The sequence below is a fragment of the Deinococcus hopiensis KR-140 genome (assembly GCF_900176165.1).
Classification (GTDB): domain Bacteria; phylum Deinococcota; class Deinococci; order Deinococcales; family Deinococcaceae; genus Deinococcus; species Deinococcus hopiensis.
Genome location: NZ_FWWU01000011.1, coordinates 166,579 through 190,850 on the forward strand (window position 1 = coordinate 166,579; position 24,272 = coordinate 190,850).

General features: G+C 63.0%; 18 protein-coding genes and 2 pseudogenes. 9 read left to right on the forward strand and 11 right to left on the reverse strand.

The window, feature by feature from the left end:
- The first annotated feature begins 815 nt into the window (after nucleotides 1-815).
- Complete coding sequence (locus B9A95_RS30735) at nucleotides 816-2,678, forward strand: glycosyl hydrolase family 18 protein (protein ID WP_084051383.1); 1,863 nt, start codon at nucleotides 816-818, stop codon at nucleotides 2,676-2,678.
- Nucleotides 2,679-2,773: 95 nt separating this feature from the next.
- On the opposite strand, the gene B9A95_RS30740 is transcribed toward B9A95_RS30735, so the two are convergent.
- From B9A95_RS30740 to B9A95_RS30785, 10 genes and pseudogenes are all read right to left on the reverse strand, one after another.
- Nucleotides 2,774-3,097 (reverse strand): hypothetical protein, encoded by a 324-nt coding sequence (locus tag B9A95_RS30740; protein WP_084051384.1) that lies wholly within the window; start codon nucleotides 3,095-3,097, stop codon nucleotides 2,774-2,776.
- Between the two features lie 71 nt (nucleotides 3,098-3,168).
- On the reverse strand, nucleotides 3,169-3,420 hold the full coding sequence (locus B9A95_RS34355; RefSeq protein ID WP_170928884.1) for an HD-GYP domain-containing protein: 252 nt from the start codon (nucleotides 3,418-3,420) through the stop codon (nucleotides 3,169-3,171).
- Between the two features lie 601 nt (nucleotides 3,421-4,021).
- Nucleotides 4,022-5,182, reverse strand: a pseudogene (locus B9A95_RS30750) (IS3 family transposase).
- 800 nt (nucleotides 5,183-5,982) lie between these two features.
- Nucleotides 5,983-6,978: an adenosine deaminase gene (add, locus tag B9A95_RS30760; protein ID WP_084051387.1), complete on the reverse strand. Its 996-nt coding sequence runs from the start codon at nucleotides 6,976-6,978 to the stop codon at nucleotides 5,983-5,985.
- On the reverse strand, nucleotides 6,975-7,919 hold the full coding sequence (locus B9A95_RS30765; protein ID WP_084051388.1) for a nucleoside hydrolase: 945 nt from the start codon (nucleotides 7,917-7,919) through the stop codon (nucleotides 6,975-6,977). Before B9A95_RS30765 ends, add begins: the two co-directional genes overlap by 4 nt.
- Nucleotides 7,920-8,027: 108 nt before the next feature.
- Nucleotides 8,028-9,008, reverse strand: coding sequence for a LacI family DNA-binding transcriptional regulator (locus B9A95_RS30770; RefSeq protein WP_170928885.1), 981 nt, complete (start codon nucleotides 9,006-9,008; stop codon nucleotides 8,028-8,030).
- Between the two features lie 2,135 nt (nucleotides 9,009-11,143).
- Nucleotides 11,144-11,941 carry an alpha/beta fold hydrolase gene (locus B9A95_RS30775; protein WP_084051390.1) on the reverse strand — a complete coding sequence of 266 codons (798 nt, stop codon included), beginning with the start codon at nucleotides 11,939-11,941 and terminating at the stop codon, nucleotides 11,144-11,146.
- Nucleotides 11,941-12,177 carry a hypothetical protein gene (locus B9A95_RS32990; RefSeq protein WP_139807185.1) on the reverse strand — a complete coding sequence of 79 codons (237 nt, stop codon included), beginning with the start codon at nucleotides 12,175-12,177 and terminating at the stop codon, nucleotides 11,941-11,943. The genes B9A95_RS30775 and B9A95_RS32990 overlap by 1 nt, the downstream gene beginning before the upstream one ends.
- A 12-nt stretch (nucleotides 12,178-12,189) precedes the next feature.
- A complete protein-coding gene (locus tag B9A95_RS30780; RefSeq protein WP_084051391.1) occupies nucleotides 12,190-12,681 on the reverse strand; it encodes a GyrI-like domain-containing protein in 492 nt (163 codons plus the stop codon).
- Nucleotides 12,682-12,742: 61 nt separating this feature from the next.
- Nucleotides 12,743-14,041, reverse strand: coding sequence for an IS701 family transposase (locus B9A95_RS30785; RefSeq protein ID WP_084051392.1), 1,299 nt, complete (start codon nucleotides 14,039-14,041; stop codon nucleotides 12,743-12,745).
- A 470-nt stretch (nucleotides 14,042-14,511) separates the two neighbouring features.
- Here B9A95_RS30785 and B9A95_RS30790 point away from each other — a divergent pair, with 470 nt between their 5' ends.
- From B9A95_RS30790 to B9A95_RS30810, 4 genes are all read left to right on the forward strand, one after another.
- Complete coding sequence (locus B9A95_RS30790) at nucleotides 14,512-14,769, forward strand: hypothetical protein (protein ID WP_084051393.1); 258 nt, start codon at nucleotides 14,512-14,514, stop codon at nucleotides 14,767-14,769.
- 1,118 nt (nucleotides 14,770-15,887) lie between these two features.
- Complete coding sequence (locus B9A95_RS30800) at nucleotides 15,888-16,274, forward strand: MerR family transcriptional regulator (protein WP_245808614.1); 387 nt, start codon at nucleotides 15,888-15,890, stop codon at nucleotides 16,272-16,274.
- A 68-nt stretch (nucleotides 16,275-16,342) separates the two neighbouring features.
- A complete protein-coding gene (locus tag B9A95_RS30805; protein ID WP_084051396.1) occupies nucleotides 16,343-17,113 on the forward strand; it encodes an MBL fold metallo-hydrolase in 771 nt (256 codons plus the stop codon).
- A gap of 500 nt (nucleotides 17,114-17,613) precedes the next feature.
- Nucleotides 17,614-18,048 carry a hypothetical protein gene (locus B9A95_RS30810; RefSeq protein WP_084051397.1) on the forward strand — a complete coding sequence of 145 codons (435 nt, stop codon included), beginning with the start codon at nucleotides 17,614-17,616 and terminating at the stop codon, nucleotides 18,046-18,048.
- Here B9A95_RS30810 and B9A95_RS30815 read toward each other — a convergent pair.
- Nucleotides 17,983-18,306 (reverse strand): ChaB family protein, encoded by a 324-nt coding sequence (locus tag B9A95_RS30815; protein ID WP_342744645.1) that lies wholly within the window; start codon nucleotides 18,304-18,306, stop codon nucleotides 17,983-17,985. The two genes, B9A95_RS30810 and B9A95_RS30815, sit on opposite strands and share 66 nt — an antisense overlap.
- Nucleotides 18,307-18,416: 110 nt before the next feature.
- Here B9A95_RS30815 and B9A95_RS30820 point away from each other — a divergent pair, with 110 nt between their 5' ends.
- The 4 genes and pseudogenes from B9A95_RS30820 to B9A95_RS30840 all read left to right on the forward strand — a co-directional run bounded on the left by B9A95_RS30820 (nucleotide 18,417) and on the right by B9A95_RS30840 (nucleotide 24,192).
- Nucleotides 18,417-18,827 carry an RNase H family protein gene (locus tag B9A95_RS30820; protein WP_084051399.1) on the forward strand — a complete coding sequence of 137 codons (411 nt, stop codon included), beginning with the start codon at nucleotides 18,417-18,419 and terminating at the stop codon, nucleotides 18,825-18,827.
- A gap of 119 nt (nucleotides 18,828-18,946) precedes the next feature.
- On the forward strand, nucleotides 18,947-21,313 hold the full coding sequence (locus B9A95_RS30825; RefSeq protein WP_139807186.1) for a DNA polymerase domain-containing protein: 2,367 nt from the start codon (nucleotides 18,947-18,949) through the stop codon (nucleotides 21,311-21,313).
- Between the two features lie 803 nt (nucleotides 21,314-22,116).
- Nucleotides 22,117-22,353 (forward strand): hypothetical protein, encoded by a 237-nt coding sequence (locus tag B9A95_RS30835; RefSeq protein ID WP_084051401.1) that lies wholly within the window; start codon nucleotides 22,117-22,119, stop codon nucleotides 22,351-22,353.
- Between the two features lie 553 nt (nucleotides 22,354-22,906).
- Nucleotides 22,907-24,192: pseudogene (locus B9A95_RS30840) on the forward strand (IS701 family transposase).
- Nucleotides 24,193-24,272 lie beyond the last annotated feature (80 nt).

Consider the following 24,272-nt stretch of genomic DNA (forward strand, 5'->3'; position numbering starts at 1 on the left):
CTTCGGCCCGGTGGCGGAGCGGAGACGGGTCTCTATCGCTCTGTACCTGAGCGCCGAGGTGGAATTCATGATGCGGCTCACGCCCTTTACCGAACTGGACCTCGGTTTCGACGGTTCGGCGAGCCTTTTCGCCAGAGCCCAGGCCGAATGGAAGCCATTCGAAAAACGGCCTGGCACCGACATGAGAGCACGTGTCAGAAACAGGCCTTCTTTTTGACCGAGCCCGGCGAGCGGAGCTGAATGCGCATGGGGGAGAAGGGCGCCGTGAGGGCTGCCCTTCCACGCACGGCCCAATCCGGACAAATGCGCCAAGAGACCGGAGATTTTCAGGGGAAGCGCCCGTCAGGGGATGTACCTGCGATACGACAAGATCGGAGAGTTCCAGTTCGATCAGGAGTCTGGCGTGGCGGCCCTGGAATACTGGACCGGTGCAGAGTGACCTGGGACGGCCCCGTACCCGTGCTCACCCAGCCTCGTGTGACTGCAGTTGCCGTACCTGGGGCTCTACGCCAGACGGTGGGTGAACACAGCCAGTACCCCCTCTGCGGGAGCGTCACGCTCCAATCATCGTGCGTCTGCTTTCCTTCCTGAGCGGGAGAAAAGGGAAGCTCCCGCTTTGCCCAATTACCCAGTCCAGGGGACCGTTTTCGTTTCGCTCCGTTCTCCGGCGTCCGGTCCCAGGCCGGGGAACCCATTTATCCACCTACTGCAGAACGAGAAGGAGGTTCGTTTCCTTACAGCCCTGCCCCTTTGACCGCGTACCACCGCGTGGTGCCTCCGCTCCTCCGCTTCCATCAAACTCTCTAGAGGGCTTCATGTCTAAAACCCATCTGGGTCTCGGATCGCTCCTGCTCACGGCGCTCGTATCTTGCGGACAGCAAGCCGCGCCAAGCAGGACGCTGACCCCGCAGGCCACCAACCGTGTCCCCACCATCACGGCCTTCAGTGCCTCCAAGACGACTGGCCCCGCGCCTCTCGATACCACCCTCACCCTTCAGGCGTCCGATCCCGATGGCGACACGCTTTCTTGCGTGCTCGACATCAACGGCGACGGCTACGGCGACCTGAACTACGGCAGTTGCGTCTCGCCCAAGACGCAGCCCTACACCTTCAAGCAGGCGGGAATTACCAAGGTCCGCCTGATGGTGACCGACGCCCGGGGCGCAACGACTGCGCGCGAGATCGCCATTACTGTAGGCGGCGCTGTCCCCAGTCCCAGCCCCAATCCGGACCCCACGCCAACCCCTCCGACCCAGGCGGCCTTTGACGTGACCTACAAGGTAGACAGCGACTGGAAATCTGGCTTCGTCGCCACCGTGACCGTGAAGAACAATGGTCCGGCCGTGGACGGCTGGACCCTGGGCTGGAGCTTCGACGGGGATCAGCGGATCACGGGGGGATGGAACGGCACCCCGACGCAAAGCGGGAAGGCCGTAACGGTCAAAAACGCCTCCTACAACGGCAACATCCCCTCAGGCGGCACGGTGTCGTTCGGCTTTATGGGCGAGTACCCTTACGGCACTTCCAACCCCTTACCCTCTGTCTTCACGGTCAATGGCGTCAAGGTGGGCGAACCTGCACCCCCGCCCCCTCCGCCTCCCCCACCCCTGCCCGCGCCGAGCGGCAACACATGGGTGATGGGGTATTACGTGGGCTACCTGCGCGGCCTCTACCCGCTGGACGCCGTGAACTGGAGCGCGCTGACGCACCTGATGCTGGGCCGCGTGACGCCCAACAGCGACGGCACCCTCAACACCACCTTCGATATCGACACCGTGAATGGACCACTATGGGCCAAGGCCGCTGTACAGCGGGCCCATGCCAACAACCGCAAGGTCATCCTGATGCTGGGCGGCGCAGGAACCTATGGGGACTTCGTGGGTGCAGCGAACAGTGCCAACCGCGCCCGGTTCATTGACAACCTGCTCAAGCTGGTGGACGAGTACGGCGCGGACGGGCTGGACCTCGACTGGGAACCGATCCAGACGGGTGACGAGGCTTCCCTGAAGGCCCTGGCCGAGGGACTCAAGGCCCGGCGTCCGAACCTGCTGCTGACCCTGCCTGTGGGCTGGGTGAACGCCAACTTCCCCAGCTGGGAGGCGCGGCCCTACTTCGGCCAGATTGCCCCCCTATTCGACCGCATCAACATCATGAGCTACGCAATGAATGGCGTGTACGGTGGCTGGCAGTCGTGGCACTCTGGGGCGCTCGCGGGTGAAACCGGCAGCACGCCCAGCAGCGTCATGTCGAGCGTCGACGCCTACGCGAACGTGGGCGTGCCGCTGAGCAAGATCGGTCTGGGCATCGGCTTTTTCGGCAGCTGCTTTACGGGCGTTACCGGCCCCAATCAGTCTTCCGCCACCATGAAGCTCGTGGCCGACGACAACGTAATGAGCTATGCCAACATCATGACCCAGTACGCCAGCGCCGGGGCGAAAACCTGGGACGACAAAGCCAAGGTCCCGTACCTGAGCTCCTCTTCAGGCCTGGGACCGCAGAAGTGCAACTTCGTCTCCTACGAGGACCCGCAGAGCATCACCCTCAAGGGCCAGTACGCCCGGCAAAAGGGCCTGGGCGGAGCCATCGTCTGGAACATCAACCAGGGGTATCTGAAAGACGCCCCTGTCGGCAGCCGTGATCCCCTGATGGACGCAGTCAGGGCGGCCTTCTTGCCGTAAAGCCTGCCGGGCAGCGAGGCTGGGCACGGGTGGGGCGCACCGGGAAAGGGGGGTGCGTCCCACAGGGGTTGAACACAGCTCGCAGAAGCGGGGGCTCAGGTCAGGACCGCTTCTCGCCAGAGCGGAGACTGGACTTCAACCCCTTCCAGCGTATGGGCCAAAAGAGGAGGTGGGCGCGGAGGAGTAGACCCCGCGCCCACCTTCCGGCTGAACTGGCGGCCTTCAGGGGCACGCCGGCTCCAGGCGTTGCCGAGCACCCGGATGAGGGCCGGATCGGGCCGGAGCTCCGCCTGCCGCTGAAGTTCACGCAGCGCCTCCTCGGCGGACCAGGCAGGCTTGTAGGGGCGTTCAGACACCAGAGCGCCGTACACCTCGGCCACCATCACGGTGCGCGCGAGGAGGAACGTACGCGCGGACAAAGGCGTTTTGTCCTGGCAGGGCAGGTCTCCTGTTTCCTCCCAGGCGTCGTGGTGGTGGCGCGAGATGACGCTTACCCTGCGGGCAGGACCGGATAACGCGCGAGCAGGTCCGCACCGCGCTCGGCGTGCAGGTTCAGGCAGGTCCGCTCAGCAGGAGTGAGCGGTGCGGGCTTGTTCAGCAAGCCCACGGGCACGAACAGTTTGCCCACGTCGTGCAGCAGCGCGCCCCAGTGGAGGGTCTGCCGCTCGCCCTGATCCAGGCCGAGGGCACCGCCGAGTTGATCTGCCAGTCTGGCCACCCGCAAGCTGCGTACCCAGATCATGGGTTCCGAGCCGCTCCAGCAGCAGGGCCAGGACCATCTCGGCCTGTTCTGCCCGGTCTTCGGACCTGCCTCTGGGAAGAGCAGGGATGGACGGGCAGCCTGAGGGATTGCCCCTCCGCCCAGCCCTATCCCGGGAATGGATGAGGCCAGGCTGCGGGGAAACGCCGGGCTCCGCGCTTCCCGTACAGGGAGAGAGGAGCTCGGGAGGGCAACTGGAAAGGAGAAGAGACGCGCCGTGGATTTATGCGGCCAACTTAGAGAAGGTCCCATGATCCGGGGACGACCCGTCAGATCTGTTCGCGTCTTCCCAAGGAGAGCTGAACGGCCCTGCAAGGGGGCAGACGACCCCTGTGGGAACAGGGCAAGTGCGCGTTTCGTACACCACCAACTGGGACAGTCTGACGTTACGGGTGGCTTCGAGCAAAGACCCGTGATCTCGGTGATGTGGTCGTTCAGACTTTCCTTAAACCCCCTACGGGGCTTCATCCTGCTTACAATCAAAGCGCATGCCCTCAGGCGGGCACAACGGGAGGGCTACACCGGAGTGGGAATGGACGGGACAGCCCTCAACTGGGCCTGCCCCGATTGTGCGTAGCTGGAGTTAAGCGGCTGTAGCTTGGCGTTCGAACTCCCAGGGCGTCAAGTACCCGAGGGTAGAGTGGCGGCGCTGACGGTTGTAGAAGACCTCAATGAACTCGAACACGGCTTGCCTGGCGACTGCCCGAGTCTCAAAGATGGCCTCCTCGAACAGCTCCCGTTTCAGGGAGCTGAAAAAGCTCTCTACGACGGCATGATCCCAGCAATCCCCCTTGCGGCTCATACTGCCCCTGGCCCGCAAGCGGGCCAGTTCCTCCTGAAAGATTCGGCTGGCGTATTGACTGCCCCGGTCGCTGTGATGCAGCAGACCCGGTGGGGGAAGACGGCGCCTGGCAGCCATCTGAAGAGCTGTCAGCGGCAGGGGAGCGGGCATCTGAGCGTCCATTGCGTCGCCGACCACCGCTCGGGAGTGCAGGTCGAGCGTGACAGCCAGGTCGAGCCAGCCTTCTTTCGTCGGCAGCTACGTCAGGTCGGACGCCCAGACCTGCTTGGGTTGCTGGACCTCAAACGGACGGTCCAGCAGATTTGGGCAGACCGGGAGGGTGTGGGAGCTGTCGGTGGTTCGCACCCAGCGGCGCTTTCCCTTGGCCCGGAGACCATTGACACGCATCAGACGCGCGACCCGCTTCCGAGATACCCCCACGCCCTCGGCTCGCAATTCGGCATGAATGCGTGGTGCCCCGTCGCGTCCTTTGCTGCGCTGCTGGGCGTCGTGGATGCGCTGCTTCAGCAGCGCATCCTGCTGCTTGTGGTTCGAGATCGGCCTTCTTCGCCAACTGTGGTACCCGCTCACGGAGACCTCCAGGACCCGGCACCAAGGCGTCCAGGCGGTACTGCTCGCGGTGAGCCTGGATGAACTGATACCTCAGCGCGTGGTCTCTTTGGCGAAGAAGGCCGCCGCTTTTTTCAGGATCTCACGCTCCTGGCGCAGGATTTCGTTCTCTTTGCCAAGCCGTTGGATCTCCTGCTGTTCTGGGGTCAGAACCTGTTTCCCCTGACCAGGAAAAGCCGACTCGCCCTTCTCCTGCTCGGCGTTCATCCACTTGCGCAGCAGGGAGACATGGATGCCCAGGTCGCGGGCCGTGCCCGAGAGGTTGCCGCTGGTTCGGGCGAGTTGGGTTGCATCTCGCTTGAACTCGGCGGTATGGATTCTGCGATTCGTCATGATCGTGCCCCCTATCTTCGAGGCTTATCTCCATCTGTGCAAAACCGGCTCACCCTCACTACAGGTTGCACCGCGGTTAGGTTGCTCCCAGGGCACGCAGGTGGCGGGGGAAAGAGAAGATGTAACCTGTGGCTTTCCTCCCATACCCCTGTTCCACTTGCTCGTTCTTAGAGCATGTGTCAAAGTGTGGACTTCTTTGTGACTCGGTAGGGCGAGCGAACTTGAAAGGGCATGGTGGACAATGGCGCCGCCCGTGGAAGGGCACTCTGCACGGCGCCATTCGGACAAATGCTCGAGGCGAAGCAGCAATGCATCAACACGCCGGAAAGCAACTGATGTGGGGGCTCAGTTTGCGACGTTCTCGTTGTGGGCAAACGGCCGAGTATGACGGCTACGGCTTACCACCCCAGAGCTTCTGGGATGCTGTCTTGGAGCAGGGTGGGGTATGGGGCTTCGCGTGTCGGTTCCCGACATCGTGCATTCCCCTCATGTTTTGATAGAGCTACGCGCCGCCCTGCATCCCAGTCTTCCTGCGACTGCCCAGCTAAAAACCCACGCTGGTCCCGGAACCACATGAGGAAGTCATCAGGAGATGTTGTGGCTCACCCAGTGCCTTGAATTCAAAACAGGGCATTGTCTATCAGCCCGGAGCACCTCAGACAGCCACTGTGCCTGGTTTGGGGGCAGTGTGGCCAAAAAGCTATCCATAACACGACTTCTAATGGGAGCAAGCCGTTTCAAAGTCAGGGTAGAGGATGCCGCTGAACACGGTGATGGTAATGGTGCGCGGGCAGGCAAGCTCAGGCATACGCGCACTCAAGCACCGGCCGGAGTCGGGCTTTCAGGGCCGGTTCGGCGAAGCTGGCGTCCAGAGCCATGAGGTTGCTGCGGAGGAAATCGCTATGGTCCCAGCGGAACGCAGCGGACAGCCGCGCATACTCCGCACTCAGGGTGGTGGGCGTGAGGGTCCGGGTGTCGGTGTTGATGCCAACGGAAACTCCGGCTCGGTACAGCGGGTCTACCGGGTGTGCAGCGAGAGACCCGAAGATTCCGATCTGGACGTTGCAGGAGGGGCATACTTCCAGATGAACGCGGCGACGTTTAAGTTCGCACAGCAATTCGGGCTCCTCGATGCTGCGGACTCCATGTCCTATGCGGGACGGGTGGAGCCGGTCGAGCGTCTCGCGGACACTCTGGGCACCACGCGCTTCGCCAGCGTGTGCTGTGCAGGACAGGCCGTGCCGGTGGGCATAGTCGAAAGCAGCGACGTGCGCGTCGAGACTGTGGCCCGCTTCGTTACCCGCGAGGTCGAGCCCGACCACGTATGTGCCTTGGAACGCGTGCGCAAGCTGTGCAGTGCGCAGGCTATCCGCTGCAGTAAAGTGGCGCAACGTGCATAGCAGGAGCCTTGCTTCGACGCCGGTCTCCCGAATCGCCTGTTCCAATGCGTGATTGACGGTCTGCACGACCTGTTTCGGCTGGAGCCCGCCTTCGAGATGCTGTAGGGGCGCAAAGCGGAGTTCCGCGTAGACAACGCCGTCATCACGCAGCTGACGCATCAGATCATGTACAGCCACGCGGAGGCCCCATGGTGTCTGCAGTAGTGCCAGACTGCGGGCATTGCGCCGCAACAGGTCAGCCAGATCCGTGACTCTGGACGGCGGGACGTAAGCGGCGACGTATTGGGCAGCGGTGACGCTGGGACTGAGGGTGCGTACAGCGTCAAAGCTAAGTGAACAATCGAGGTGGAGGTGCAGCTCAACCTTCGGTAAGAAACGGAAGTGATTGCCGGTCATGCCAGACGCGGGGACACCGCAACTGCGCGGTGCAGCATGTCGATAAAGCGGTCGCGATCGGCTTCCAGGACGACACGGGTGTTTGGGGGCTGCTGGGTGGAGCGCAGATGGTCTACGACCGTTTGCCCGCGGCAAAGTTCGCTGTGGGTTTCAACTTTGACGTACAGTTCCCGGACGGTCGTGGCGACCTGCTCGTCCAGGGCCACAGCCATGGCGATCGGATCGGGCAGATCAAATCCGGGAATACTGGTGTTCTCCTTGGCCCACGCTTCTAAGACCGCCTGAATATCGACGCAGAATTGAGCGAGGGGAGTTCCGAGCCCACGCAGGCGCTGCACGTCGTGAGGCGCGAACGTCGCGTATTTCCAGGAGACGTCCCAACCGATCATGGTCAGCGGCAAGCCCGCACTGAAGACGATATCGGCGGCCTCTGGGTCAGCCCAGATGTTGTACTCCCCGACGGGCGTGATGTTGCCAGGCCCCTGACCCACCCCCCCCATCACGTAGCAAGCCTGCAGTTTGCTGGAAATGCTCGGATCACGGAGCAGCGCTGCGGCGATATTGCTGAGCGGGCCGAGGGTCACGAGCGTGATTTCGCCGGGGAAGCGGTGAATGGTGTCAACGAGAACGTCCACGGCGTGCCCAGTGGCCGGCACGCGGCCAGACAGAGGAAGGCCGATATCGCCCATGCCGTCTTCACCGTGAACGAACTGGGCCGTCTGGAGAGGGCGCAGAATCGGAGCCGCCAGACCTTCGTAGACCGGCGTGGTTCGGCCGCACAACTCCACCGTATACAGGGCGTTCTGGGCGCCCTGCTTCATAGGAACGTTGCCGGCAACGATCGTCAGGGCCAGGACCTCAACCGTTTCGTGCTGAAGAGCCATCACGAGAGCGACGGCGTCGTCACTTCCCGTGTCGGTATCAATGATGAATTTCCTCATCCGAGTCTCCTTGGCGGTGTAGAGAGGCGATTCTGCGTGACAGGCACAACCCTTGAGTCACACGTGTGACTAACTGTACGTTGAGACCCGCTGCAAAACAAGGCCTCGCTACACCGCAGGTGAGGCTGTGGAACCACGAACCACCAAGCGCGGCACCAGCATCGAGGGCACAACCTCCAGCCCTTCGAGAAGATCCAGGAGCGTGGCCACCGCCCGCATCCCCAGTGCGTCAGGTTCCGCTGCCACCGTCGTCAACTCCGGCTCCAACGCGCGGGCCAACGGCACATCGTTAAAGCCCACGACCGAGACATCCGCCGGAATACGCAGGCCCAGGGAACGCGCCGCTTTGTAAGCGCCAGCCGCGAGCAGGTCATCGTCGCAAAACAGCGCCGTTGGTCGTCTAGGGCCTCGCAGGAGTTCGGCCGCCGCCCGCGTCGCTCCGTCCAGATCAAATGGTGCGTCCATCTCACTCCATTCGAAGCCGACCGCCTCTTCCCGGAGCGTTTGGAGAAACGCTTCTTTCCGGCGCGTGAACGTGGGATGCGAGGAGCGGCCAGCCAAGTGGCCGAAGCGTCGGTGCCCCAACTGCACGAGGTGCCGGGCGGCCTGTTGGGCCCCACCTTCGACGTCGAGCATCACAGATGGCGCGCCAGCGCGAACGTCCTCGATTAACACGGTCCGGCCCCGCCAAGAACCAAGTTCTGCGTCACTCAGCGCACTCCACAGGAGCAGACCGGAGACCGACTGCCTCGATACGGTGTCGAGCAGACGCCCACGCCACGCTCCGTCGTCCTCAGCGTCAATGAGCACCACCGCGTGGCCACGCCGCCGCGCCTCCACTGTGGCGCCATGCAGGACGGGAGCGAAAAACGGGTTGACAGCCTGGGGAACGACCAGGGCCACCGCACGCGGCTCCCCCAGACGGAGGGTACGCGCCGCAGCATTCGGCAGGTAGCCAAGTTGATTGGCCGCTTGCCAAACAAGCGCCTGCACGGCAGGTGTCACACGACCCGCGGCTTTACCGTTCAACACCAGCGATACGGTTGAGCGTTCCACGCCCGCCAGACGCGCCACATCGACGCTCGTCACGCGCCGGGAAATTGCAGGACTTGATTTCCTCACGTTTTGATCGTAGCGGCTCAAAATGCCCATCATCTGAGCGCACCGCCTGGTCTCGCGCTCACCGCCAGATTTACCCGCACACCAGCGAAACAAAGTTCTTGCCTTCCCGAACTGTTTCTCGTACTCCGCCTACGTCACACGTGTGACGCTATAGGGCAGCTGATGGACTGTGCCCTTGCGGCGGAGTTCGCGAAGCTGGACATCGCCCAAGGTCTGCCTGGGTCGCCTGCCCCAGGCAAAACTCAGAAGCGGGTGGCGCCAGTCCCTCCTTTTCCATACTTCCCGAGGGGCCTGGCTTTGGGCACTGTGGCTTCCCTGCTTGGCTTTCGTTCGTGGACGGGGAGAACAGGAGCGAGAGGGCGCGCGCCTCTTTCTTCCCTGTGCACAACTCTTGCGAGCAGTGCCGCCGCTGCCTCGACCACGTGGTGTGCCTCAGCCGCCTCCGCTGCGTGGCTGCAGCTCGGCACCTGCGAGGAGCACACAGGAGAGATGGCCGCTGCGGCGCCAACCCACGATGACCAACGGCGACATACGGGTCCCAGTCCAGGAGAGAACCTATGACGAGCGCTCAGCACGCCTTCACGGAACACGCCGTACAGCGGCTCGCCCGAGACGAACGCGTTGCCGCGGTTCTGATCGCCGCGTCACTCCGTCACGGCGGAGACGCTTTTTCCGACGTTGATCTCGTGCTCGTATGGTTGGACGACGCCTATCCGGAGACCGTTGAGGAGCGCTGCTGCGTTGTGCGCACGCTCGGGGATATGCCTGCCGATCCGCCTGTACGGCAAACAGCCGCTTCACGTCGACCTGAGGTTCATTCGTCTCTCGGACGCCTTCCAGACCGCAGGATCACGCGCGGCGTACGTGCGCTCGCCGGGGCTCCTCTCGCAAGTGGGTGCCGCCGGAAGATGTGCGGGACCCTCAATGGTACGAGGACCGCTTCTGGATTTGGAGGCATTACGCCTCGCTTAGAATCGGGCGGGTTGTACGAAGCGGTCGATACCCTGACGTTGCTGCGCGCAGGTGTGGGCCCCGATGTTGGCGCGCCGGGTGGGCAAAGTGGCTTGGGGCGTGCGTCACCTTGAAGCGCTGGAGGCGTACACCGGTGTATCGCTCGCGGGAACGCTGGCCTCCCATCTACGCCCTTCGTATGCCGCCGCCCTGAACGAAGGGGTACGGCTGCACCTGACCCTTCGGGAAGATCATCTACCACAGCAACCGCTGCGAGAAGCCCAGAAGGCCGTACAGGCTTTCGCGCGGAATATAACGCAAACGAGGAAGGAAAGCTCAGCATACCTCCTTTTGCCGCGCCACGCGGACATCCAGGCGTCAGGAGATGGAACCAGACCCGAGGTGAAACGGCGCCTCCATCCACAGGTTGTCAACCACCGAACGCGGAACCGCCGCTCGGGACAGCGAGGAACGCCCGTTTCCCCGACGCGCACCTCAGGTCTTTCGCCCCACGGGTTCGATCGGGGTACCGCTCCCTGCGTTCCCCTCCGCGCCGTACAAAGCCGTTCTTCCCGGAGGGACCGAACCCCTGGCCCGAGTCGGGGCTCCGTTGCGCCGTCAGCAACCCAGTACAGACGGGGTGTTCTCCATTGGACGCCTGGAACGGCGTTCGCACCTCCGGTTGTGCCTCTCTGCGGGCCGTGAAGTGCATCTTTCCCCAGGGACTTTGACCTGCTGCTCCTCCTGTCCCCAGCGTGTGTACTCGCGAACGCCGAATCTGGAAGGGTGCCCCCCTTCTGGCGCCCAATACGTTGCACGCGCAGATGAGGAACCTCCGCACCACAAGCTTCGCGACGCGGCGGCAGATCGCGGCTCATCCGAACCTTACGCAGCATGGGTGACGCCTTCCGACCCACTTGGAAAGCGTTGCGGATGTGGGGTGCGGGAAGCTGCGCACCCCTCCCGGGTAGCACCTGGCGGAGGAGACGCCCAGCGGCAAGAAGGGCACCGAGCCGAATGAGGTTGTCCTGATGCTGTTGGTCAAGGCGGCACGGGCTGGGAGACACCTCCCCGCCCGGAGTGGGCAACTTCCCCGCGGGGATCAGGCACCGGTGTCGACCCGACCGAGCGGCGGACAGCACCCTTATGGCTCACCGACTGAAGAACTGCACGAGTTTCGGCGCAATCATGGCGGGATCGACCATGTGATTCTGCCCCTCCAAGATCTCCACCTGAGCGTCAGGCAATGCCGCTGCCAGCGCCTCAGCCGAATCCCGCATCCAGGGGCTGGACATGCCCCCTGCCAGGACAAGCGTCTTGGCCTGCACGCGCGCCGCCACTTCAACGGGCACGCGGCCGTCTCCCATCGCTGCCGCGTCATAGACCAGTGAGGGGGCCAGGGTTTCTACCTTGGACCACCAGGGGGCGGAACGGGACTGGGCGATTCGTTCTGCCGGGGTGCCGGTCAAGGTCATGAAGTGCTGCGCGGCGTCACCTCTCCGGCCGGCCGACACCAGGGCCTCAAGGTGCTCGCTGTAAACCCGCTGACGCTCCGGCGCGTCAGGGTCCTGCCGATAAGGCGCTTCCCACAGCGCCAGTCGATCGATAGGCAGCTCCACTGCAGCCTGCAGCGCCAGGGCGGCCCCCGACGAAAAGCCGAACAGGAACGCTGAACCACCGACGTCCTGCAGGAGGGCCCGCAGGTCTCCGATTTCGCGCTTGACACGCTCCTGTACCCCGCCGAGCCCTCGCGCCGTGTCCCCGCTCTCGCCCCGTTGCCGCCGATCGTAGCAGACAGCACTGAAGTTTGGAGCGAGACGCATGGCAATCTGCCTTTGACTCATTCGGTCGTTCAGAGCCCCTCCGATGAGGATCACGGGTGTTCCCTTCCCCAAACGGTCGTAGGCGATTCGGGTTCCATCAAAGGACCAGACTGTTTTCAGTTCCATCACGCTGCTCCCAGGGTCGTGAGCTGCTGCCCAGCAACTGCGCCGACTGGGTTCAGCGTAAGCCAGATCACCCGGAGCGCTTCACCCTGCACTTTGAAGTACAACTGCAGTCCATTCACTTCCACGTCACCCACATAACCCCTTTCGTAGCCCTGCCGCTCGGCAGGGTCCATCCCCTGAACCAAGACCAGGCAAACCACGTATCTGCGGAGCGCCGAGCGACGTGATCGGCTCATACCGCCCTGCACTTACGCAAGCAGAGGCTGAACCAGACGCGTATGACCCTCACTCGCTGCAAACCCGTGTTCCCGCCCAGGGCCTCCAAAATGCGTCACGTCAATCCACTTATAGACTTCCCACGCCGGTCCGTTTGGCGTAAACCCTCCGGCCGTCACCGCTTGCTGCACTCGCCTGTAGGCCTTTCCGAGTTCAACGTGCGCACCGATATGCTCGGTGACCAGGGCTGGCCCACCTGGTAGCCGCCCAGCCTTGACCTCGCCCAGCCCTGGCCATGCTTGCGCAAGGGGAACACCCAGTTCAGCGTCTGCCTTTTCCTCACCGAAGGTGTGATACCGGACGAAGGGACTGCCCGTGACCCAAATCCCTTCCTGCAAGAGGTAGACCCGCAGGGCGCTCAGGCGTTCGCCATATGCAGCGCCGAGTATCGCGATGCGAACCTGTCCCCGAATGCTCAGCGTGGGCTGCTCCTGAAGTTGGATCAATGCGGTGGACCCTGACATGTCGAAGCCTCCTGACGTGTGGGGACGTGCTGGGCAAACGCTAGCTGTACTTCGGGGAAATTCAGGGACCGCTGAATAAAGCTGTGCAGGCGCGGCATTGCTGGCACGGAGGTGGCAGGGGCAGGTCCCCTGCCACCTCCGCTCGAATAGCGGGGACAGTGTCACCTTTGAGGTCATCGGGCTGGGTCAATCGCAACCATTGAAGGAAGGTCAGGGCCAGCATGCAAAGCACGGCGTGGTGATGGAGGCCCTGCCAGGAACGGCCCTCAAAGTGGTCCAGACCGACTTCGTCCTTCAGCTCCCGGTGGGTCAACTCGCAAGGCCAGCGGCGCTTGGTCACCTCAACCAGCCGAGAGAGAGAGGTGTTCTCGGGGAGATTACAGACGTAGTATTTGCGTTCCTCTCCCCGTCGCTGTTCACCGATGATCCAGGCCGCCTGCCCGGGAAGGTGCTGGCCCTGGGCATTTTCCTCTCCATCGGCGAGACGCACGTACACAGCGGCAAAGCGTCCTGAGAGGGGACCCTTGGTCCCGTGTCGCCACACCAGGTGCTGCCATGCAGCACCTTTGAGGACGTCCTCCACCGATTGCCGGTCTTCGGAGGGGGTGGGGTGCTTGGGTCTTCTGCCACGAAAGAACTTGGGGATAGGGATTAAGCGAACGTCCTTGGGATAGACCGTCTGTGTGCGAGTCACACCCACCGACCACAGCAGTCCGCGCGTGGTGAGGGCATGGCGGAACTGAGCCGTCACGCCATACCCAGCGTCCGCCAAGACCATGCCGAAGGTGACGTGTTCGCGTACCCGGTCCAGTTCCTGGAGTGCCAACGCCCATTTGGTCTGTGGCTGCTGGTGTTCCATTGGAACACCAGCAGCCTGGAGACGCGCCGGATCGCTGGTCCAGTCCTGTGGCAGGAAGAGCCGGAGGGCCAGGGGAACAGGGACCTCGTGCTGGGCTAAGGTCAGGGAGACCAGACACTGACAGGACGTGATCTTGCCCACCTGTCCCGAATACTGGCGAGCAACCCCCACGGATTTCGTCCCAAATTTGGTCAGGCAGGTATCGTCAATGATCAAGACGGCGTCTTTGCCTCCAAGCATTTGCTGGGCCCGCTCGGCCAGCAGCGTTTCCAGGGGACGAGTTGGCCAGGGACTGTCGGTGATGAAGTGCTGGAGGTGGTCTTCTTTTCCAGGAGCCACCACAGCAGCCAGAGGTTGCATGCTTTTCCGGGACGCACCGCTGCACAGTCCACGCACGTACAACGGTGCCCAAGTGCGCCCTGCACGGTGGCGAAAGTGCGTCAGAAAGGGTGCGAACCAGGTGGGAAAATGTCGGGTCCAAGGGGGCAAAGAACGTGGCATAGCAGGAGGCCAGCATCACCGATGCTGGCCTCCCTAGTTCCTCCTGAATTTCCCCGAAGTACAGCTAGAAGCTGCCAAGATCACGATCCAACTTGAGTGACCTGATTTTGGTATTTGCGTAAACACCCGACCCAGAGCCTGTTTTCTTGCTGGTCAGCGGAGAGACCTTTGATCAACTTCGAGCACCCTTCCCAGCTCTCTGCTGCCAGGCTGGATCTGGAATCTCGGAACTGGGGATGCGGCTACCTCGTCATCAATAAACGTCCCACACGTACTTCTTCAGCCTGTTTGTTCGCTCGCCACAGAACCAGACCTTCTATTTTGGATGGGCATCTTTTCACCCTCTAGACTTCGATGTTTTCGGGAACATCGTGGATCAGCGCGTTGGGAAAGGGCACGGCGGTCCAGATCGTCAGCGCTGGAGGGACGGCCCCCACGGATGGTGAGGCGGACCGTCTCCCTCCACGGCGGTGAGTCCCCAGACCGGTGTGGAGGAGGCGAACGGATGGAAGGACCGCGAACTGTTCGGGCGCAGGCATATCTACAGCCACTTCACGCGAACGAACCGGAAGCCCGTACCGACGATTCCCTGGGCGCGCCGCATGGAGCAGGCGTTTACCGATCAGGGCAGGACGCAGACCCGGGCAGGAGACCCGGTATTCAGCCATCAGCCTGCTGACCAGGGGCATATCGGCCCTCTCGGTGCCGGGCCGGACGGGAAGCTGTAGGTGCTGGCACAGGCACAGATCCAACGCGGACAGCACATCAAGGGCGCGGTGAACTGGATACCACTGCCGCCGTGGGCGGAGGGCCTGCGCCCTGGAATGGCAAGCCAGCGAAGTACGGTGGGATGATGGTGGACGGCGGCGCTGATCGAGCAGTTGCGTGTGGTGTACCCCTTTCCCGGTGGACCGTGGAACGACCAGACTGTGCTGGCGTGGCGTCGGCAAAATGGGACGCTGGCGCTGAAGCGAGCCTGACGTGGCCTGCCGCCTGCCCCTTGTTTTGAGTTCTCGGCGGTCTTCAGGGATCTTTTCTGCCTTCCCATAAATCTGTCGGTTGGATTCCCAGCAGACGCAGGTACACCATGCCCTGCGCCCGGTGATGGACCCCATTCCCAATCTTCCCCAGGGCGGTCTCCAGGAGGGGTCCGTTCTGTCGATGGGATGCAATCCGTCCGCTGTACCGGCAGAGGGCAACGTCTGGCACTTCGGCCGCTATGCGGACGCTTAGCCCAGGCGCGGAGCAGATCCACCTTGTTTGTACTGGGGAGGGCTTCGCGCGTGAGAGGGCCCCAAGTGCCGTGGATGAGACCAACCACGATCTCCTCCGATTGTCCATGAATCTCCCAGGCAAGTTGCCCAAAACTTTGTACCGGAGGTGCTGGTGTGCAGCTGGGCAGCTGGGCAGGCTTCTATCACTTGCCGGGTTAATCGGCGGTGCCCCAGCCAGGGGTTCAGGAACTGAGTTGGGGAGAGCGGAATCAGCGGTCGATGTATGGGTCATGTTGACTTCCGCGTCTAGCCTAATCCCGATTCCCGTCATCCCTTGACGTGAACAGGCCCCCCGTGACTCCGCGCTGTGCGAGGTGCCTTGCTTGACGTTCAGCATGTGTTGAAGCGTCATTTTCCTCAGCTTCTGCCCAGCGCTGAGGACGCGCCCTTTCCTGAAGGAGGTGGAGGGCTGGTCTGCATGGGCCCGCCGGAACCCGGTATCAATCTCTCCGTCTGGCTCATGGCGCTGTACGACCTCACCCTGATGCACGGAGGGCAAGCGCCACCCCTGGGCTTCACTGCCTCTTGACTCTGACACATATGTCAGGGTTTACCCTAAGGGCGTGGAGACGATGCGTATTGGTCAACTGGCAAAGGCGGCGGGCGTGAGCGTCCGGGCGATCCGCCACTACGACAGCCTTGGCCTTCTCACTTCCGCCCGCGAGGACAACCGGTACCGCACCTTTCAGGTGGACGATGTCGAGCGCGTTCAACTGATTCAGCTGTTTCTCAAGGCCGGCTTCAAGCTGGAGGAGATTCGGGAGCGGGTGCCCTGCTTCCGGTACGGTCACACATCGCTGGACGCCCCAGCAGGGGAAGTGCGCGCCCTGTACGCCCTGAAAATTGCCGATGTCGAAGCGCAGATTGCCGTTCTGCAGCGCCTGCGTGACAAACTCCTCGCCGGCGCACAGCGCCTCGAGGCACAAACCCACCACAGTCCAGTCCGCTTCAGGGGCTGAGCTCTGCTGCCGCCCCTGCGCCCCGGACGCTCCGGGCGCGCGTCCTTGCCCACACCTCTGGAGTCCCCATGAAGATCCAACAAATCCGCAACGCCACCCTGAAGCTCACCTACGCCGGCCAAACGTTCCTGATTGACCCCATGTTGGCCGAACAGGGCGCTTACCCTGGCCTGCAGGGGGCACCGAACAGCCATCTGAACAACCCGACCGTGGGTCTGGTCGTACCGCTCGACGAGCTGACGTCGGTGGACGCGGTCCTCGTGACGCACACGCACTTTGACCATTGGGATGAGGTGGCCAAAGCGCAACTGCCCAAACACCTGCCCGTCTTCGTGCAGCATGACGCAGACGGGCGGCTGGTGGCGGCCTCTGGATTCACCGACGTCCGGATGCTCGGCGACACGACCGAATTTGAAGGCATCACCCTGAGCAAAACAGCGGGCCAGCATGGCTCGGACGCCGCTATCGCGGCCATCGGCGGCCTGCTGGGTGAGGTGAGCGGCGTGGTGTTCCAGCATCCCAGCGAGAAGACGCTGTATCTGGCTGGGGATACCCTGTGGAATGGGCAGGTGGCGCAAGCGATCAAAGCCCATCAGCCGGACGTCATCGTCCTGAATGCTGGGGACGCCCAGATCACGGGGCTGGGCTCGATCATCATGAACACGCAGGACGTGTTGGCGGTGCACCGGGCCGCGCCCCAGGCCACGCTGATCGCCACGCATCTGGAAGGGGTGGCGCACGCGGTGCTGTCTCGGAGCGAGCTGCGCGCGTTTGGAGCTGAGCAGGGCTTCGCCGCGCAGTTGCTCGTCCCGGAGGACGGCCAGACGATCGCGCTTTGAGCGGCCTCAAGCTTAAGTAGGCGGCGCTGGTCGAACGTCACCCACCACCCAATGCCCTGCGCTGCGCCCCGACTGTCCCAGAAGACGTTCTGGCTCGACAACACTTCCCCAACACGGCACCCGCCTCACCGCAGCGCCTCTGGACCGCCTGCCCCCCAGCCCCTTGAAGCCACGAAGCCGTTTCTTTAATGGAACGCCTTGAGAGGCAGTACACGACGCCGGCATCCCGGGGGTGCTTGGCCGGAATGAAGTTCAGGAGTTGCCCTTTGGGTTTTTCCTTGTTCGCGACCCGGTGCTGGATGTTGGAGCGATCAAAACTGGAGGCGAATCTGCTGAAGGGAATGTCAGTGGGCGCTCACCGCACACCACGCTGTCTGGACTCCGGTGGGTCAGCGTGAAGGGGACAGCCACACCGCCCGTCCCCCAATCAAGGCGAGGGCACTGAACCCCCGGACCAGCCGTTCCTCCACGCCTCAATTCACCCATGACACCATAAGGGCATGCCCCAAAACGACGACCTGCCCCCGAGCCTCCACCATCAACAGGCCACCGTCACGATTACCGTTTACCCCGGACACCTCGTACGCCTCACCCCCGATCAACTCGGCGTGGACTTCGGCCTGAAGGACACCTGGCAGGTCATGCACAGCGGCAGCCTCGCCGTCCCCGGTGGACCCGAGAGCCTTACGCCGTACGGACTCCCCACCCAGCAGGACGAGGGCAGCCTTGGCAACCTCTCCTGGATCACCCAGATCCTCGCGGGTTCGCAGGAACGCTTCACGCTCGTGCAGGTGGAGCAGGGCCAGGTCACGGCTCAAGCGGCCAGAGTAATCGCCCGTCTCTGGGCGTCGCCTCCGGACGGTTCTTTCCTACCGGAAGACGAAGTCCGTCAAGCGCAACTGCGCGCCATCATCGATGACCAAAACGCCTGGTAAACGCTCCACACCCACCTCCACGACCTCCACACCGCATGGACCGGGTCTGTGAGCGCAGGCTTGGCCGCCTCGCGCTTCCTTCTCGCCCGTTCGTTTCGCTGCCGTGTGGGCCACCGCAAAAGCACGGTGCTCATCTCCGCCGTACTCCTCAAAGGCATGATTGAACGCTTTCAAAAACGTCTCCTGCTGATGAGCCGTGTACTGATCCACCTGCGACTGTGGCAGCTCCTCGACATTCTGGTAAGGCATACCTTTCATGCTGACCGTCAATCCTAAGAGCAAACGTTGCCCTCACCAAAGAGCATCCAACCCGGAACCAGGCCATCCCCAAACTGAGGTTCTTCCACCCTCGGATGCCCGCCGCACCCATGCCTGAAGACCGCCCGGCCGTCCGCCTCGTCGCGAACGGCGCCTGCTCCGGCAACCCTGGCCCCGGAGGCTGGGCCTGCATCCTCACCCTGGACGCCCACCGCAAAGAACCCTCCGGCGGCGAAACCCAGACCACACAACCTCATGGAACTCAGCGCTCTGCCCGAAGGCTTACGCGCCCTGCCAGGTCCACAGTCGTCAGTGATTCCAGGTCCGTGATCGGTGCCTTCGAGAAAGGCGGGCTGGGCAACTCGCAGCGCAGGACGTGGAAGAACGTCAAGAACCCGGACCTCTGGCAGGCCCTCCTCCTGACCGCCTGGCCTCACACGCTCACGTTTGAGTGGGTGCAGGGTCATGCAGGACATCCAGAGAATGAACGCGCGGACCAGCTTCGCCGTACAAGCCCGTGACGCGGCTGCCAAAGTCCCAGGCGCTCCCCGGCCAGGCCCCACGGGCGGCTTCTTTTAACGCGCGTCCGGGAATATACGTCAATCCCTGACGCCAAGACCCGGTACGCTGTCTCGCAGCAATGGTCCGCCGCTCCGTCCCACTCCCCACCCTGACGGCGCGCCCCCTGACAAACGCTGGCATCGTCTCCGTCCACGCCACCGCCAATGGGCAAGTCACCGTCTGGCAGCGCGAAGCAGACGCCGGAATCCTGCACACCCGGCATGTTCAGCAGCGCGGCTGGATCTACGCCCGGCACCTGCACGACCTGCAGCACCTCGGCGACCAGCTCACCATCACGCCGGATCCTCCACGGGAGAGCGTCACATATCACGCCCAGGACCTCGCGCCAGATGGCAACGTCGCAGAACGGGCGTACCGTTACCTCCTCAGCGGCCCGAGCCCCCGTCACCTCGAAACCGAGATCCTGCGGAGCGCCACGGCCGCACGCCAGCAGACCCGCCGCCTCTCCCTCGGTGACTTAAGCGGTTACCTCCGCCTGGGTTTTGCGGAGCAGTACCTCATCACCACCCGCCAGACCTATCATCAGGGCCTCACCTTCGATCACCCCGTCCGCTTGCAATTCGACCTCGAAACCACCGCCCTCAGCCCAGAGCAAGGCCGCATCTTCCTGATCGCCGTCCGCGACAACCGGGGTCTGGAAACGTTGCTCGAAGCCCGCCGAGCCGCCCAGGAAGGGGAGATGATCGAGCAACTGCTCGACCTCATCCAGACCCGTGATCCGGACGTCATCGAGAACCACTTCATCCATGGCTTCGACCTGCCCTTCATCACGGCCCGGGCCCGTAAGCTCGGTATTCCCTTCCGACTCGGCCGGACTGGTGACGGCCTCCCCTGGACCATCGAGGATGGAAGCCGTACGCCCGTCTGGACCTGCGCGGGACGAGAAATCCTGGACACCCTGGATGCCGTTCGCCGCTTACCTCTCCCGTCCAGTGGCTTAAAGGCCGTCGCCCAGTACTACGGCATTGCTCCTGAGGACCGCGTGTACATCGAGGGCGCGGAAATCGTGAGCACCTACCGCGACAACCCAAAGGCCGTTCGGCAGTACGCCTTGCAAGACGTACAGGAAGTCGACGCGCTTGCCCGTATCGTCCTTGCTCCAAGTTTCGCTCTGGCCCGGCTCACGCCCCGGCCGTACCACCGCTTGACCCGGGCAGGCCCGGCCAAAGGCGTGCTGGAGCCCATGCTCATCCGCGCCTACCACGAAGCAGGACGGCCCTTCCCGGCTTCAGATCCCGGGCACCAGGAGCCCCACCGTGGCGGTCACGTGCAACTCCACGCGGAAGGCGTCCTCACGCACGTCGTCAAGGCAGACGTGGCGAGCATGTACCCCAGCATCATTCGCGCCCAGGGGATTGGACCTCAGCAGGACGAACTCCAGGCTTTCAACCGCATCGTCAGTGACTTGACGGCTCAACGGTTGAATCACAAACGGCAGGCGAAGAACGCCGCGTTGAGCGAGGCCGAACGCCGCGAGCACCACGCCATGCAGGACGCCATGAAGCTCGTCGTCAATGCCGCTTATGGGTATTTGGGTGCAGGGCGACTCGCCCGAATGGGAGACCGGGCGGCCGCCGACCAGGTCACCGCCCGGGGCCGTGCCCTCCTGCAGCAAGTCACGAGTGAACTCGAAGCCCGCGACGTCCAACTCATCGAGTCAGACACGGATGGTGTGTACTTCAGCACGCGGGCCCACATCGGGGAGCAGGCGGAACGTGACCTCATCGCGCAGGTCTCCGCCACGCTGCCGGAAGGCATCACGCTGGAGTTTGACGGCCGCGCCCAGGCGATGCTCAGCCACCAGATCAAGAACTACGTCCTGCTCCGGTACGACGGCACGCTCGATCTGAGCGGCGCGTCCTTCGAGTCCAGTCGGTCCGAGCGCTACGGCATGCTCTTCCTCCGAGAGGCACTGCTCGCGCTCCTGCAAGGTGATGTGCCGGGTGTCCAGGCCGCCTTTGAGCGCACCGCGTCCCAGCTTGCCACCCGGGCCTACACGAACGCAGACGTTGGCACACGCGTCCGTCTCGGAAAGAACCGCGAGGCGTACGCGCAAACCCGGGCAAGCCGCAAGGAAGCCCACCTCGAAGCCGCCTGGCAGGCCGGACTCGCCTTCATCACTGGGGACCGCGTTTCCCTCTACGTCCGGGAGGGCCGAGGCCTCACCGTCATGACAGACCCAGGTGCGCACGACTACGGTCTCAAGCACTACCAGAACGCCCTCGTGCAGAATTACGCCACCCGGCTCAAGAAGGCGCTGGATCCGGCCGACTGGGAGCAGTTGTTCTCAGGACGAGGCCCCGGCTTGTTTGACCGTCCCGTGCACGACATGCAGGTCCGCTGGTCCCCCGTCCACGAGGAACACGCGGAGGTGTCAGCGACTTTTGGCCGCGCCCCCAACGCCAACGGTCCACCCTCCTCTTGAAGACCACGCCCTGCGGTGGCGGCCTGCTTCAAGGAAGGGTGGAGACGCATTCCCAGCACCTCTGGTCCTCCGTTTGCCCTGCAATCAGGCAAAGGCAGCGATCCACCCTTCCCTTGCCCTTCTAAAGCACCCGTGAACTTGACCCCGCTGCTCTCCAAGAGCGCGTTCGTCCTCCTCTCGACCAGCCTCAGCGCCAGGCTCGCCATCACCGGCTATACCCTCCAGAACCCCCGCGTCCGCTCCCCCTGGGTCCTCATCCTCCTTGCCCTCCTCAGCGCTGCGGGCTTCATTGCCCTCAACCCGGGCGTGTCGCTCCCGCCCTTTACCCTCTCCCTGGCGCCACTCCTGCACACGGTCTCCCTCCTGGCCGTCAGTGTCCTCGCCAGCCTGGTCTGCCTGATCCTCGCGGCCGTGCGCGCACAGCACTCAAGGCGCCACACGACCAGCCCCCTCTGCGACAACCTTCCGGCTCCTCCATTTGGCGGATGTTTGTCCTGGGTGTCACGGGTACGCTCATTTCATCCCACAACAAGAGCCGACCGGGTGAAGTCGGCGGGCAGCCCTCTTCGAGGGCTTTTATGCTGGCGCGGGCGCTCACCCCTTGACGCGAGCGCCCATCTCCACCCGCACAGATCCCCCTGCCAGAAGACGGTCAGACCCGCGTTGGTACACCTGGGATGTGGCTTCAGGGAACGTTGTTCCCAGGTTCCCCGGCGTGCTGCGCGAACGCCACCCAACTTGCCTCTCGAGCCCTGCTTCAACGCGAGCCCCTTGCGGCAACCCCCGTGCATTACCCTGAGTCCATGCTCAAAGACGATATGGCCATTCACGCTGGTATCCCCGAAAAAGCCGTCAAGGCGGCCCTCCAGAAACTCAAAGACGACCAGGCCTACGAAGGCATCACCTGGGATCTCGGCAAAACCCGGGTGGGCCGCCCCATCAAGGTCTACTTCGAAGCGGAAACCATGCCGCAGATCCACGCGGCCAAGAAACGCCTCGAGCAGCTCCTGGACGAAGCGGGATTTGACCTCTACCCCTGAAGCCAGCCAAGACAGGCTTCCAGCGCCCTCAAAGGGCGCTTTGTCGTCTCCAGGCCTGACTCCGCCCGCCTCCCACCGAGGTGCGGGAGGAGCCCCCTTTCCACATCTGCACACCTCCAGGACGATCACCTCTTCGGTGTTCCAGCAACCGTGCGCAGCGTCCGCCACACCCACCCCGGCCCTGCGCGCACTCCCGCAAGCGATCCTTCATGCTGCTGAACGGGGTGACCGGATTGAACGTCCGTCACGCCGCGCATCGGTGCTCAACCCACAGGCCAACCCGAGCGGAGCAACCGGGAAAAACGGTGACCCAGAGGAGATGGAACGGCTGATCCACAAACCGCATCACTCCGGGCAAGGCTTCGGTAGACTCCACGTCCAACCAGTACTCAATGTCCGCGCTCACCGCGTACTCCGGCTCATCGGGGAACAGTTCCTGCCAGACCTCCCAGGCCGCTGCACGGACGTCCTCACGGGACCCCAGATAGCTGTACTTCGGGAAAATTCAGCAGGGTGACAGGGGGGACAGCGTCGGTGATGCTGGCCTTCTCCTATGCGTCGACAACTGCCAAGCTGGACCCGCCATTTCCCGACCTGGTTTAAACCCTTCCAGACTCATTTGCACCACAAGGCACGAAGTCGTCTCGCGGCGCTTTATGTTCAAGGGCTGTGCAGCATGGCGCACCGGAAAAGTATGGTTCCCATGGCCAATATGGTCGCTCCTGGCGGCGAGGATCGGTTCCAACATTTCATCACGCACAGCCCCGCTGTCCTTGAACCCCTCCTCCTTGAGCGAGCGAACCAAATGCTCGGCGGAAAAGATGCGGTCCTCATCATCGACGACACCTGCTTGACCAAATCTGGAACCAAGTCGGTCGGGGTTGCCAAGCAGTACTCCGGACAGGTGGGTGGACTGACCCAGTGCCAATGCTTGATCTCGCTCACGCTGGCCCAACACGATCTCCCCGTTCCCGTGAGTCTCCGCCTTTTTCTGCCTCGTGACTGGACAGGTGACCCTCAACGGATGATTGCTGCTGGTGTTCCTGAGGAACACCAGCAACCGCAGAGCAAGTGGGCTGTCGCCATTCAGGAACTTGACCGCGTCCGACCACACCTGAACTTTGGCATGGTGCTTGCCGATGCAGGTTACGGTGCCACCGCGCCTTTTCGGCAAGCGCTCAGTGCGCGGAACCTTCAATGGTCCGTGGGCATCTATCGTTCTCAAAAGGCTGATCCCGCCGATGTTCAGCTCTTGCCGAGTGTCACCTCCAATCACGGACGGCGATCCAAATCCCCCACACCGTCTCATCCACGTCAAACCGCTGAAGAGATGTTGACCCATGCCGTCTGGCATCGGGTCTTGTGGCGGCAGGGGACGAAAGGCGCTCTTTCTGGCCGATTTGCAGCCAAGTACGTTTGCCTCGCTGATGGGCTGGAGTACCGGCAAGGTCAGCATTTACCAGGTCAACCCGCCTGGATCATCGGGGAGGAACGGAGTGGCGGTGAACGGAAATACTACGCCTGCAACCTCCCCCCGAGACATCGCTTCATCACCTCGTTGAGGTGATGAAGCAGCGTTGGGCCTGTGAATTGACCCATCGGGAATTGAAACAGGAGGTGGGCTTGGATCACTTTGAGGGTCGCTCATGGCGCGGCTTACACCATCATGCCCTGCTCTGTATGGTGGCCCTCCTCTTTCTGCAATGGTTGCGACTCAGCCAACCCGATGACCTTATGGGTGACTCGGTACCGGCGATCCGAAAGGAGTTGGCAGCAGTCCTACTCCCCGCTTGCTTATTCAGGGGTTGTCCCTGTACGGGCTTATTCAGCGGCCCCTGAGTTTTCCCGAAGTACAGATAGGCCGCGAGCGCTTGACGGTCCTCCGGCTCCAGGCCTTCTCCTTCCAGCCCCCGGTCGTC